The sequence below is a fragment of the uncultured Bradyrhizobium sp. genome (assembly GCF_947648125.1).
Lineage (GTDB): Bacteria > Pseudomonadota > Alphaproteobacteria > Rhizobiales > Xanthobacteraceae > Bradyrhizobium.
The window spans coordinates 296792-309683 of record NZ_CANSMR010000004.1; the positions used below are offsets into that span (position 1 = coordinate 296792).

15 protein-coding genes are annotated in these 12892 nt (G+C 60.0%); 7 read left to right on the forward strand and 8 right to left on the reverse strand.

Going from position 1 to position 12892, the window contains the following annotated elements; genetic code table 11:
* Positions 1 to 1044, forward strand: a complete 1044-nt coding sequence (gene hemH, locus Q0030_RS10800) for a ferrochelatase (RefSeq protein ID WP_298366619.1) — start codon at positions 1 to 3, stop codon at positions 1042 to 1044.
* A 45-nt stretch (positions 1045 to 1089) separates the two neighbouring features.
* Here hemH and Q0030_RS10805 read toward each other — a convergent pair whose 3' ends face one another.
* Together Q0030_RS10805 and Q0030_RS10810 are read right to left on the reverse strand one after the other, a co-directional pair.
* The gene (locus tag Q0030_RS10805) at positions 1090 to 1995 is read right to left on the reverse strand and encodes an AraC family transcriptional regulator (protein WP_298366324.1); all 906 of its coding nucleotides are present in this window, start codon (positions 1993 to 1995) and stop codon (positions 1090 to 1092) included.
* A 185-nt stretch (positions 1996 to 2180) separates the two neighbouring features.
* Positions 2181 to 2918, reverse strand: a complete 738-nt coding sequence (locus tag Q0030_RS10810; RefSeq protein ID WP_298366326.1) for an aquaporin — start codon at positions 2916 to 2918, stop codon at positions 2181 to 2183.
* 429 nt (positions 2919 to 3347) lie between these two features.
* On the opposite strand from Q0030_RS10810, the gene Q0030_RS10815 reads away from it, so the two are divergent.
* On the forward strand, positions 3348 to 3593 hold the full coding sequence (locus Q0030_RS10815) for a DUF3551 domain-containing protein (RefSeq protein WP_298366328.1): 246 nt from the start codon (positions 3348 to 3350) through the stop codon (positions 3591 to 3593).
* Between the two features lie 28 nt (positions 3594 to 3621).
* Here the strand turns inward: Q0030_RS10815 and Q0030_RS10820 are convergent, their stop codons facing one another.
* Positions 3622 to 4473 (reverse strand): helix-turn-helix domain-containing protein, encoded by an 852-nt coding sequence (locus tag Q0030_RS10820; protein ID WP_298366330.1) that lies wholly within the window; start codon positions 4471 to 4473, stop codon positions 3622 to 3624.
* Between Q0030_RS10820 and Q0030_RS10825 the strand changes: the two genes are divergently transcribed.
* Positions 4438 to 5247, forward strand: a complete 810-nt coding sequence (locus tag Q0030_RS10825) for a LysR family transcriptional regulator (RefSeq protein ID WP_298366332.1) — start codon at positions 4438 to 4440, stop codon at positions 5245 to 5247. The two genes, Q0030_RS10820 and Q0030_RS10825, sit on opposite strands and share 36 nt — an antisense overlap.
* A gap of 13 nt (positions 5248 to 5260) precedes the next feature.
* Here Q0030_RS10825 and Q0030_RS10830 read toward each other — a convergent pair whose 3' ends face one another.
* A complete protein-coding gene (locus Q0030_RS10830; RefSeq protein WP_298366334.1) occupies positions 5261 to 5554 on the reverse strand; it encodes a hypothetical protein in 294 nt (97 codons plus the stop codon).
* A gap of 82 nt (positions 5555 to 5636) precedes the next feature.
* On the opposite strand from Q0030_RS10830, the gene Q0030_RS10835 reads away from it, so the two are divergent.
* Together Q0030_RS10835 and scpB are read left to right on the forward strand one after the other, a co-directional pair.
* A complete protein-coding gene (locus tag Q0030_RS10835; protein WP_298366336.1) occupies positions 5637 to 6959 on the forward strand; it encodes an acetyl-CoA hydrolase/transferase C-terminal domain-containing protein in 1323 nt (440 codons plus the stop codon).
* A 12-nt stretch (positions 6960 to 6971) separates the two neighbouring features.
* Positions 6972 to 7742, forward strand: a complete 771-nt coding sequence (gene scpB / locus Q0030_RS10840) for a methylmalonyl-CoA decarboxylase (protein WP_298366338.1) — start codon at positions 6972 to 6974, stop codon at positions 7740 to 7742.
* A gap of 507 nt (positions 7743 to 8249) precedes the next feature.
* Here the strand turns inward: scpB and Q0030_RS10845 are convergent.
* From Q0030_RS10845 to Q0030_RS10855, 3 genes are read right to left on the reverse strand one after another with little or no spacing between them, the layout of a single operon-like run.
* Positions 8250 to 8744, reverse strand: a complete 495-nt coding sequence (locus Q0030_RS10845) for a hypothetical protein (RefSeq protein WP_298366340.1) — start codon at positions 8742 to 8744, stop codon at positions 8250 to 8252.
* Entirely contained in the window at positions 8741 to 8932 is a 192-nt protein-coding gene (locus Q0030_RS10850; RefSeq protein WP_298366342.1) for a hypothetical protein, read from the reverse strand. Before Q0030_RS10850 ends, Q0030_RS10845 begins: the two co-directional genes overlap by 4 nt.
* Positions 8933 to 8939: 7 nt before the next feature.
* Positions 8940 to 9410 (reverse strand): hypothetical protein, encoded by a 471-nt coding sequence (locus Q0030_RS10855; RefSeq protein ID WP_298366344.1) that lies wholly within the window; start codon positions 9408 to 9410, stop codon positions 8940 to 8942.
* 717 nt (positions 9411 to 10127) lie between these two features.
* Between Q0030_RS10855 and Q0030_RS10865 the strand changes: the two genes are divergently transcribed.
* A complete protein-coding gene (locus Q0030_RS10865; protein ID WP_298366640.1) occupies positions 10128 to 10352 on the forward strand; it encodes a hypothetical protein in 225 nt (74 codons plus the stop codon).
* A 103-nt stretch (positions 10353 to 10455) separates the two neighbouring features.
* A complete protein-coding gene (locus Q0030_RS10870) occupies positions 10456 to 10638 on the forward strand; it encodes a hypothetical protein (RefSeq protein ID WP_298366346.1) in 183 nt (60 codons plus the stop codon).
* 841 nt (positions 10639 to 11479) lie between these two features.
* On the opposite strand, the gene Q0030_RS10875 is transcribed toward Q0030_RS10870, so the two are convergent.
* Entirely contained in the window at positions 11480 to 11983 is a 504-nt protein-coding gene (locus tag Q0030_RS10875; protein WP_363323442.1) for a septal ring lytic transglycosylase RlpA family protein, read from the reverse strand.
* Positions 11984 to 12892 lie beyond the last annotated feature (909 nt).

A 12892-nucleotide genomic window follows, 5' to 3' on the forward strand; every position in this document is an offset into this window, starting at 1 on the left:
ATGGATATTGCGCAGAGAGACGCCAGCGGCTTTGCGCAGCCGCGCAATATTGGGGTGGTCCTGAGCAATTTGGGCACGCCCGACGGGACGGACTACTGGTCCATGCGACGGTATCTTGCCGAGTTCCTGTCCGATCGCCGAGTTATAGAGACGCCCCGATTGCTCTGGTTCTTCGTCCTCAACTTCCTGATTCTGACTACCCGACCTCGGCGAAAGGGCAAGGACTACGCGACGATCTGGAACCGCGAACGCGACGAAAGTCCGCTCAAAACCATTACCCGCTCGCAAGCGAAGAAATTGCAGGAATCCCTGCAGGACAGGCGATCCAATAATGGTCGCGCCAAGGTAATCGTCGAATGGGGCATGCGTTACGGCAACCCCTCGCTCGAGGCCGCGATCGAGCGGCTCAGTGCGCAGGGCTGCGACCGCATCCTGTTCGTCCCCCTTTACCCGCAATACTCAGCGGCGACCAGCGCGACCGCATGCGATTCGATCTTCGAGATCCTGTCGTCGATGCGAAATCAACCGTGCCTGCGGGTTGCGCCGCCATACTATGAAGATGACTTCTACATCGAAGAGATCGCGCGCTCGGTGACAACGCGCCTGGCACAGATCGATTTCGAGCCGGAAGTGACTGTGGTTTCCTATCACGGCATGCCGATGGAGACCCGCGCCAAGGGTGATCCCTACTACTCGCATTGCAAGAGGACGACGGAACTCCTCGGTCGACGCCTGAGGCTGTCGCCGGACCGCTTGATCATGACGTTTCAATCCCGCTTCGGCGGAGCTGAGTGGCTGAAGCCCTACACTGACGAAGCGATCAAGGATCTTGCATCCCGCGGGATCAAGCGAGTTGCGGTCTTAACGCCAGGCTTTTCGGCCGATTGCCTGGAGACCATCGAGGAAATCGGCGGGGAGAACGCTGAATACTTCTTCGCGGCAGGTGGCGAGGCGTTCGCGAGGATTGACTGCCTGAACGACAGTGACGGCGGAATGCGAGTGATCGACGCCATCGTGCGCCGTGAGCTGAGCGGGTGGCTCTAGCTCGCAGGAAACGGTTTCGCGGTGCCGCGCCGCGAAACAACTTTCTCAATCGAGGTCGCGACGGTACCGGCTGGGCGTTTGTCCCGTCAGCCGACGGAAGGCTGAGCTGAACGTGCTGGATTCACCAAATCCAATCGCCTGCGCGATCATGGTGATCGACAGCTCACGCTCTGCCAGCATCTGCTTTGCTCGCTCGATTCGGCGCATCGCGTGATACTTCTGCGGGGGCACCCCGAAGGATCGCCTGAAGGTGCGACAAAGATGATACGGGCTGAGCTCGACCAATTGCGCGAGGGCGGTGAGCGGAATGTCATCGGAGACATGATCCTCGATGTATTCGGCCAGCCGCCTTTGCTGCCATGCCGCCAGGCCACCCCGAACCGCGGGAGATCTGATCGGGTTGGCATTTGCGTTGCTGCGAACGAGATCGTGCGCCAGGAGAATCCCCAGCGCTTCACCATATTGCCGGTGCATCACGTCCTGATGCTCGACCTGCGCTTTGAGTTTGAGGGCTGTCTGCCAGAGGCAGCCGTCTTCGAAGAACAACCGGGGCCTGAACTCAACTTCACTGAATCGCAGTTCAGGATCGGTAAGCGGTCCCCGCGGATCGAGATAGATACAAATCATGCGTGTCAACAGGCGCGGCTTCTGTGAGCCGGCAAAGTCACGACCTGCGGGAACGAAAGTCATCTTGCGCGAAAAGGTGCGGAGGTCTGATCTAGGCAATCCCTCAAGCAACGTTTCTCCGCTCTCTCGCTCCCCGATCTCCGCTGCAATGAGCAGATGGCAGGGTGCTCTAAAGCGATATTCAAAAGGCGAGCGCCGTACGACCTCCACCGTCTCGACCTTAAGGCCAGGCCACGTGTCGAAGCGACGGCTGATGATCCCGGCTGGTGAAAAATCGATGGCTGAGATCGGACCTATTTGTGCGTCAGCGAGTGGTGAGTCCATTTACCCTCTTCGCTCCCGCGAACTTGGCAGGTGCGGCCGTTTGACCAAAGTCAAATAGGCCGGTCGCGTGTGTGGGCAAGGCGGTGCGCGTCCGCGCTCACGACGAGTTGAGGCCGGGGGCTCACGATGTCTTGAGATGCGGCCCGCCATCGGCGGGCCGCTCGGCGGATCGGCAGTCCCGATACTCATTCGGCGGGCTCTTCGGCTATCCGCGCAGGCTGCCCTGTGCCTTCGGCGAACCGGCTGAGGCAATTGTGCAGCAGCGCAGCGATGATGGCGCCGACAATCGGTGCTGCCGTATATAGCCAGGCGTCGTCGAGTGTTCCGGTAACGATCATGGGACCAAGCGCGCGCGCCGGGTTGAAAGCTGCGCCGGTAAGGGCACCCCCCATCAGAATGTTGAAGGTCAGCGTCATTCCGATAGCCAGCGGAGCAAGCGTTCCCGCGCGTCCGCTCACGGCGGTGCTGAGCACCACGGTGACCAGGAAGAACGCGAGCATGGCCTCGATAACGAAGCCGGCAGCCGGCGTTATGGTTACTGTCGCGCCGGCGAGAGCAAGGTCGTGTGCGAGCGCCGGCGTGCCAAGACCGGTGGCGACACCACCGAACAGGCTTCGCAGCAAGAGTGCGCCGGCGATACCGCCGACCAGTTGACACACGATATAGCCCATCGCCTCGAGCGGTCGCATGGCGCCCGCAGCGAGGACGCCGACGGTGACCGCCGGGTTCATGTGGCCGCCCGACACCGGGCCGTAAGCGAAGGCGAAGGCCATGATCGCCAGGCCGTGGGCAAGGGCAATTGCGCCCATGCCGGCCAGGCCGACGCCGTCGCCCATTACGGCCGCCGTTCCGGCGCCGATGAATACGAATGCGAACGTGCCGATGAATTCGGCCATGAGTTTAGCTGTCATCTGGTTGGACATTTTGACTCCATAGGTGAGATTGATCGCGCGGCGCGAACAAGGCGCGGCAGCGCCCGCACAGTTCGGGACGAGATCGTTGATGTGCGGTTCTGGGGGCCTCACGACTTTGGTGAGGTTGCGGGCAGTTCGTGCCTATTGCTCCAAACGCCATTCTCACGACGTTGTTTATGCGTCACGAGACAACAGGCGCGGCTCCGATCAGCAGAGGGCTTCGAGCTTCGTTAATGTCGCATGCCCGCTGGTGTCATCGCGAAGGGCGATTTCGTCGATGTGACCAATCGTGACACTGCGATGGCTTGGGCTGTGTCATCCCGGCATTAGATGACCGCCAGAGAGTACGGTCTCGCGCCCCAAGGCCCCCGCAAAGATCGCTCTCTCCTTGCGACGAGGACCGTTCGCTTTGAAACAGAAAACCCGGAGTTTTAATCCATGCGTCAAGTTCTACTTGCAGGCCTGCCTGTCATCGGGCTCCTCGCGATCGCATCGCCAGGCTCGGCAGCGGCTGCGAACGATCGGTACTGTCTGCAGGGGCGTGAGTGGGGCTATCCCGGCAATTGCGAGTTTTCGACGTACAGCCAATGCACGGCCAGTGCGTCCGGCACCGACGCGTACTGCGGTATCAATCCGCAGTACGCGTACAAGGGCCCGCGCTCCGGCCACACGCGGACCTATTGAGCGACGGCATTCGCAGCAGCGCGATGCGTCAGGAGGCGTGGTGATCGCGGAGGCGACCACTGCAACGTGCTGCGGGAAGTCCCGGCGGTGTCACGCCGGGGCTTCTCATTAAGCGGAACGCCTTGGCTGGCGGAGGTTTTATGGACGGCTTGTCGGGCAACCCGGTCGAGTCTTGACGCCGGAAACGATCACGATATTCGTTGGGGCCGGTTCCTATTCGTCGCATGAATGCACGCCGCATTGTGTCGCGATTCGTGAATCCACAGAGTGCTGCGACGCATTTCAGAGGCTTGTCGGTATCTTCCAGCAGGCGTCGCGCCCGGTCGACGCGCGCCGTCTCGACGAAGTTGGCCGGCGTCATGCCCGCTTCCGCTTGAAAGACGCGAGTGAAGTTGCGTAAGCTCATGGCGGTTCGCACGGCAAGCATCTTCAACGTCAGTCGGAGTTGCAGATGTTCCAGGATCCAATGTTGCAGAGCTTGGACTCGCCCTTCCTTTGTGGCTTGCGCCGCAAGATGTGCGCTGACTTGCGATTGGCCGCCCGGCCGCTTCAGGAAGACGACCAGCCTGCGCGCGACTGAAAGCGCGAGGCCTTGACCATGATCATCCTCGATCAGCTTCAGTGCTAGGTCGATACCTGCAGCCACGCCCGCCGAGGTGCAGAGCGCGCCGTCTTGCACGAAGACTCGGTCTAGCGAGACTTTAGCTGCCGGGAACTTCTCCGCGAGTTCGGAGGTATGCTGCCAATGGGTTGTAACGTTGAGTCCGTCGAGAAGCCCCGCAGCGCCGAGAAAGAATGCCCCGGTGCCGTTCGCACTGTTGTTGCCATTGCTGAAACAGGAAGTTTGTCGAAGGCCGGGGAGCGTCTCGGTCTCAGTCAACCGGCGATTAGCTCGCAGGTGAAGCGGTTACAGAACCAGATTGGTGGAGCGCTCTTTGTCAGGACCGCTTACGGGACGACGACCACCGAACTCGGCAAGGTCGCAGTGCAGCAAGCCAGGCGGATTCTGGAAGCCAACGATCAGCTGCTTCGGCTTGGCGGCAACAATGAGGGGCCACAACCGCTGCGACTGGGGATCAGCACCCTGCTTGCCGACGATTTCATGAAGCGCCAGACCGCCGAGACGCTCGCCGATATCATCATTCACGCCGACCGGTCGCCTGCCATCATCAGGGGACTGATCGACGGCTACATCGACATTGCGTTTGTCTACAGCAATCCGCTGGTCGACGTGGAAGATGAGGTGACGATCGCCAACAAGGCCGAGGAGCGTTCGGTGTGGGTGCGGGCCCGGGATTTCGTGCTGCGGCCGGGCGCGCCGATTCCAATCCTCGCGTGGCCAGGCGATGACTGGATGATCCGTACCCTCACCAAGCACAACATCGCGTACAAGATCGTGTTCAGGAGTCCGAACCACCAGTTGCGGCTGGAGGCTGCGCAGACCGGCTTTGGCCTGACCGTTGTTCCCGAGCGAATGATCCCATCCTTCCTCGTCCCGGCCAAGGACTACTACCTCCCGGACCTGCCGGCCTACAAGCGCTTGCTGGTTGTCCGGCCCGGCGTCGAGGGGAGCCGTGTGACGGCGCTCGTGCAGCGCTTGTCGAGCCAGTTCTTCAATGCCGCAAGGGCGGCGCGGCAGGTGGTCGGCGCCTAGCAAGGACGGCATGTCACGTCGAGGCTGCCGCGTACGTGGGCGTGTCGAGATGGCACGGCGTCAGGGCGGTCGCATTCGCGGAGCGCTCCTTGCCGCCGAACAGGGCGACCTCGCCCACAACGGCGCTGGGTTTGAGATCGGTCAGAATAGCGCCGCAGCTGTTTCGCTCGGGCAGCCCGATCCGCCGCTCAGAACCACGATTGCGCTGTGGCCAGGCGGGAGCGGGAAAGGTGACGAGTGCAAGGGGGCGGGAAAGGATCGACTGCAACCGAAAGGGGCGCGGGGCCCGCCGGCTCTTCTCACACAATCGCCACCACCTCCGTGGACGCTACCCCAATCTACGGTTAAGCTGCATCGTTGCTGGAAAACTGGGTGAGGAGCTAGGTAGCATGACAAGCTTGGAAGCCGCCGATCTCTATGCCGAAAGGTTGACCACAGCAGAGAAGGCCATAGCCGGGATCGCAGACGGTGAGACAGTGTCCGCCGGCATGGCGATCGGTCAACCGCCGGCCCTGCTCGCCGCGCTTGCGAACAGGCTGCGGACGAACGACCTCAAGAGCATTCGCTTCTACTACAAGATTGCGATGGAGCCGCTGGCCAATTCATTGCTGGCCGAGGACGTGCTTGAAAAGATCGATGCGCACAGCTTCTTCGTCGGTGGCCCAGATCACGCGATCATCAAGCGTCAGGTCAAGGCCGGGCGCAAGCTGATGAGTTTCGTACCGGTACATTTCAGCCAGATCCCACGACTGTTCGAGGAGATCATTCGGCTGGATACCTTCGTCGTGACTGTTTCCCCCATGGACAAGGCCGGCTTCTTCTCTCTGGGCACGAACAACGATTTCTCGTCAGTGGCGGCTCGACGAGCAAAGCGGCTGATCGTCGAGGTCAATCGCCACATGCCGAGGATCTTCGGCCAATCGTCAATTCACGTAAGTGAAGTCTCCGCGATCATTGAGAATCATCTGCCGTTGATCGAGGCAGGCGTCGCGGAAGCCACGCCAGAAGGTAAGGCCATCGGCGATCTCGTCGCCCCCATGGTCCCGAATGGCGCGACGATCCAGCTCGGCATCGGCAAGATTCCGTCGGGCGTGGCGCTCGCTCTGCGGAAGCACGCAGATCTTGGTATCCACACGGAGTTGTTCTCGCCTGCGATGGCTGATCTCATCCGCAGGGGTGTGATTAACGGAAGCCGCAAGACGCTCCATCCACACAAACATGTCTTCACGGTTGCGTTCGGGACCACCGATTCCTACGCCTTCATGAACGACAACCCCGCTTTCGAGAGCTATCCGTCCTCATATGTCAACGACATCCGAACCATTGCCGCACACGACGATTTCATTTCGATCAATACCGCAATCGAGATTGACCTTTACGGTCAGGTAAACGCCGAGTTCATCGGCGAGCACGAATACAGCGGATCTGGCGGGCAGTTCGACTTCGTCAAAGGGGCTTCGCTGGCAAAGCGCGGCAAATCGATCATTGCCCTGCAATCGACGGCAAAGAAGGGCACGGTATCGAGCATAGTACCAAAGGTGTCGATGGTGACCGATGTGCGCATGGATGTCGAATGGGTTGTCACGGAACATGGCGCCGTGAACTTGCGCGGCAAATCAACCAAGGAGCGTGCTGATGCGTTGATCGGGATCGCTCACCCCGACTTCCGAGCCGAGCTTGCAGCCGCGGCTCGGGCAGTGACACTAATCTGAGGCTAATTGCCCATGCCGCTCATCCGGACTTCGCTTGCCGATGCCATTGGCACGATTGCGTTCGACCGCGACACCAAGCGCAATGCGTTGAGCGCTGAGTTGATTGCGGAGTGCATCGCTGCGTTTGACGAATTCAAGAATATGCATGCGCGTGCCGTCGTGCTGCGCAGCGTGACTGCGGGCAAGGTCTGGTCAGCAGGCCACGATATCGATGAACTTCCGAAGGCGGACGTCGATCCGCTTCCCTACAACGATCCGCTGGAGCAGTTGTTGCGTGCGGTGAAAGCCTTTCCGGCACCTGTCATCGCAATGGTTCAAGGCTCGGTGTGGGGAGGTGCCTGTGATCTCGTCATGGCATGCGATCTTGTTTATGGCGATGAGACCAGCTCTTTCGCCATTACACCCGCAAAGCTTGGCCTCCCCTACAACGTTGTCGGGCTCCTTAATTTCCTGAGTCGTCTGCCGCTCAACGTGGTCAAGGAGATGTTCTTCTCCGCAGATCCGATCGCGGCAGACCGGGCCGAACGCGTCGGCATCGTCAACCGCATCGTTCCGGCGGCAGAGCTGGAGCAGATCACTTACGCAATGGCGCGCACTTTCACCACGCGCTCGTCAGCGGCGATCGCGTCAGCAAAGGAATCGATCCGGGTACTGAGCGAAGCTACTCCAATCAATCCACAGACCTTCGAGTACCTGCATGGCTTGCGGCGCGGGGTTTATTTTGGTCCCGACTATCACGAAGGCGTCGCCTCCTTTCTGGAGAAGAGAAAACCGAAGTTCTGACTTCACGCCCCCGTCGGCGGCAACGTGAGGATATGGACGACTGCAAGGACACACGGGCCGATCGATTAAGACGCCCCTTCAATACTCACAATCACCAGACCCATGCAGGCGATCTGCTGTACGCCCAGCTTCCGGCGCCAGCACTGCAATGGTTAGCCAGAACCGGATGAACAGCGAAACAGTCGTGTCCGGGGCAGCGGGATGTTCGAGCGTGTCGACTGGCGATGCCAGCTTTGGCGAGATCGGCAACGATGGGATCGCAAGAGCGCGCGCGTCAAGTGTGTCATGTGCCGGCCTGGCGGCCGATCCTTTCCATGCGACGGGATATGGCGACCTACAGCCGAACGTCAGCTTCTTCTCGCAACACGGTCGTCGTCCACAGATGCCTCGCTGGGGCAGTGAGTCATTGGTATCAGCTGATGGAATCAGCAACGTTGCCGGTGCTTACGGCCACCATGCCGATGGCGTGCCATACAAGGTTGTCGCGGTGTGCAAGGTGACGTGCAGTTAATGACGCGAAGGTGGTGGGGCTGCTGGCGCAACAGATGCTGCACGCTGCTTTTGCTCTTTAATCGCGTCGCACCTTGCATTGTGCTCGCTTTTTGTTTTGAATAGATATCCCATTTCCCCCATGCAGCCACTAATAGCTGAGGTGCCGATCTGGTTGGCTGTCGCGCCGCTGCCACCGGCCGCGCGGGATACGCAAGTCGCCTTCGCCTGCTCAAACTCGACTTGTATGGCTGGATTATCTGCGAGCCGTTGACAGTCGACGCGCCCCCAGACCATGGGTTCCGCCGGCGCGGTTTCGGCCTGAGGCACACAACCGACGAGCAAGAGCGCGCTGCCAAGCGCAAATATGTACTTCATTGAAACCTCCCGCCGCGTCGCCAATGCGACCAATATCAGCGCAGTAATTTTAACCATTGCGTGGTTCTCTCCCCGGCCGGCGCGTTCCAGACGCAAGGGCATCGCGAGCTGATCGCCAACAGGGCCGCCGGTCATTCGGCGGCCTTTCTACTTGCTGAACCTTGGAGTGTGATCTCAATTATCTTCTTGGCGATCATCTCGGCCACTGGATCGCGGCGGTCGGTGATGCCGATGGCGCGCAAGGTTTGCGCGTAGGCCGCCGTCATGCGTCGGATTTCTTCCGGCTCCGCCGCTAGGTTTTGCAGCAACCGGTATAGCGACATGGCTAGTCTACCCGGGTGCGAAGCCGGCGAACTGCCGCGGCCGAGGCCTGAGTTGCGGCGGCTGCCACGGCCACTGCTGCGCCGGCGTGATCTGTCGTGGCAGAGCGGCGTATCGCCGATGCGCCGCGGCTCGCGCCACCTTCTTTTTCAGCGAGGGCTTTTTGGTCGGTGTCGGCTCGATCTGCGCGTAGGCGGCCAGCGGCCCTGCGGCAGCGGGCGATGCGTCCGCGTTCGAGACCGGTGGCGGAGGCGGCGGAGCCGCTACAGCCGTAGCTGAGGTCGGCGGGACGACAGTCGGGATGCTGGCGTCGATCACCACACGCTCCGGCCCCTTCCGGGTCGTGTTGATCCGGATGATCGACCTGTCGATGTCACCCCGTTGGGGCGGTTCGGCAGGCTTCGGCAGCATGACGTTGCTGACCAGGAGCAGTGCCAGAAGCACGCCACCGACTGTGACGAAATAACGAAGAATAGGCATGGCGCACCCAATCGACGATGTCCGGCCCCACGAAGGCGGTCCCGACCAAGCAGTCAAGGTCGGCCAGGACCGCGCTTGCCATCCAATGTCATCCACGGCCTGAACGGCGCGAAAGTGCCGAAAGTCACGACGCGTGGGGAGAGTTTGACGTGACGAATGGCACTACCGGGAACACGGATGACATTCGTCAATATCGCGACAGAGATGGATTCTCCGAAGGGGCCATCAATGATCGATATCGCAATTGCTGCCGTAGCCTTCGTCTCTGTCGCAATAGCCGCTACAGTTGCGGCTATGGATTATGGCGCCGTCGAACGTCATGTTGATGATCACGGTGCGGATCACGACGCCGCGCGGAGCAGCCCTGATCTGAGGTCGGGGTCGAGGTCACGCCGCCGCGACGGCTAATTGAATAGGCTGAGGCTCGTGCGGCGGAAAGCCAAGCGGAGCGCGTGGTGGAATAGGGGCGGCGCCCCACAACTAACCATCGGAGGCGTTTACCAATGATAGGTGCTGGTCTTTTTGCGGCGGCGATGCTGCTGGTCGTCTCGACGGTCGATGCTACCGCGTCCGAGAGGTCACCGAAGAGCTGGTTTTCAAGAGTTTCTTGCGGTGTGGTTCGGTATTACGTCGCCAAATACGATGCGAGCACAGCAGAGGCTTGGGCTAGGAACAACGGAGCGACGGACGCTCAAATCGAGGCCGCACGGCGATGCCTTGTCGGACAGCAATTGGCTGCTTCAAAGCACTAACAGTCACCACAACGTCGCATTCAACGCCAGCCTGAAAAAAGCGGCGGCGCGCGACAGCCTAAGCCGACGGGCCGGCCTGGGGACGGCTGCTTCAATGAAGTCGCCAGACAGGTGGATCGTGCGCGCGTCCGCAATCAAGATCATTGATGACGATTCACGTCCTCGTCCGGTATTTCATCCCGCGATTTGAGCGCGTAAAGTAGTGTAAGCATGCGGCGCTATCTTGTTCCGCAATTGAAACTTCGCAGCCGGTCCCCAGGCCGCCCGTTTTGACCGCAGGCAAGAGTTAGCTCGTGAACTCGACACGCCGCACTCCTTCAGGACTCGCCCAGAATTCTCGGCAGAATGCGGTGACATTCCCGCCCCAACTCGCCGAGACAATCGCCGAGAATGCCCGCCTCAAGACCATTGCCATCACCGTCATGCTTGAAATCGCTGTTCTCCGGGAACGGTTGGAGCCGCCGCTCGGCGAGTAAGGGCGTGGCCTGTACTCACAAAAGGGACGGCTCGGCCGAGGGGTAGTCTATGGGGTGGCCGAGCCGTCTAGAGAAGCCGAAGTGTGAGTTTCCGGCCAGCACGATGTGCGACTCCGATTCTGGCATTACGAGGGCGCGCGGTCCCGGCCTTTACTGCGTTCAGGGCTCCAAATCGTCCGAAATCCACGCCTCATCGCCTGCGACAATCATAGAGAATGTCAGCAGCGTCGTTATGCTGTAGATCGCTAAAATTGCTGGGATCATCCGAGTCATTCCGTCCGACCGCAATGAAGCTCGAGAGCGAAGTGCGCGGTCCATGATAATCCGGGGCTGGCGGATGAACCTATCAGGGACCGCGTTCCGCGCCGCTGGCGGGTGTTTCATAAGTAGCGAACGGTCAGAAAGGTTCCGGCAGGATTAAAAAACGTCGCGAACCACGAGTCCGGGCGTCTGCATCAATTGCCTGTGCGATGATCACGCGTACCCGTTTTGGGATAATAACTCGCACCGTAGGCATAACCCTCACCGCAGTGTCGGCCTATATTAGGGGTCTCAGATCATTGAGCTGCGGGAGCGCGAGTCCCGCTGTCGTCGCCGGCTCCTTTCCCATGCGGCCTTGATCTCAAACACCGCAACGATTGCCGACCACAAAGCCAGGCCCGCTACGCCCATCATGAAAAAATTTGCTTCAGTCATCAGACAAACCCACAATTTGGCCTCGCCCATGAACGGCTAACGCGGCATCCGGTTCCGCTGCGCGGTCAGAATTTGGGCGCGTGATGGGGCGGTGGTGCAGGATGCGAAGGCGAGGAGTGGCGTAGGAAAAGCACGCTACTCGGCGTCATAGCATGCATAACCATTTGGTTTGGTGCATATCGAGCGCACGAGCTGCACCGCGTGTCAGATCAATCGTCACCCCGCGCGCAAATGGACCTCGATCGTTGATTATGACAGTGACAGACTTTCCATTCTCGGGATTCATGAGCGTTACGCGCGACCCGAACGGCAGTGTGCGGTGTGCGGCCGTCAGGCCGCTCACGTCGATTACCTCACCATTCGCTGTACGTCGCCCCAAAGAATAGAAGCTTGCGACGATGTGCTGTCCCGAGCACGGGCTCTGAGGCTTTCGGGTATGCGCAAAAAACCAATCGAAGCCCCGACTGTGAGCGGGGGGCGCGATGAGCCATGCCGACACAAGGCCAACGCCGCAAAGTCGTCTGGCAGCCCGGCAGCTCATGTCGATTTGTCTTTGTAGGGCGCAACCATAGGAAAGGGGGCGTGGTCCCGGCCTGGCTGTGGACTGGGATAGGGGGCCGGGACCACGCTTGCCACCGCGCTTGGCCATCCAATGTCATCCACGGTCTGAACGGCGCGAAAGTGCCGAAAGTCATGATGCGTGGGGCTGATCTCTTTCCCGGGGACGGCTACCGCAGGCTTTCGGCGAGTAAGGGCGTGGCCGATACCCACGAAAAAGGACGGCCCGACCTTGGGGTAGTCTATGGGGTGGTCGGGCCGTCAAATGCCGGCGCCCACGTGTGAGAAGGCTCCAAGCCACGTGATCACGGATTACGATTCTGGCATCATGAGGGCACGGTCACAGCCTTGGGCTGGCCGATGGTCTGGGACTGCGCTGGTTACTGCGCCAGCATGGCTATCCCAATGATGATGAGTGGACTCAGTCCGATCAACACAACGCAAACGCTGGAGAGAACAGTACTGCCCATCGAACTACCCTTTGAAAATTGGAATCCTACGCAAGGTAGAACTCGGTAGGCCAGTGCAGTTTGTGCCAACGGCGTGGCATTCATTCGTCCGAAATCCGCGTCTCGTCGCCTGGGACAATCACGGAGAACGCGAGCAGCGTCGTTATGCTGTAGATCGCTAAAATTGCTGGAATCATCCGAGTCGCCCCGTTGGGCGGCAATGAAGCCCCGAAGCGAAGTGCATGGTCCGTGATGACGGGGGCTGGCGGATGAACCATCAGAGACCGCGCTCCGCGCCGCTGTCCCTTTACTGCGCCCGTGCTCTCCTCTCCATTGCAGAGAATCTGCCGAAGGTCACTTCTCAGTCCTTTGGATTATGACGAACGTTATCTTTTATGAACGTCAATTGAACAACCAGCTCCGAAAAATTCCGCGTTTCGTCGTTCGCTTGCCTTCGTGAAACCATCAATTTGTCTCGGCCGACCATTCGAATTGATGCGCGTGATTCACGGGAAACACGCTGATATGGAGAAAATGCTTATGTTGAATCG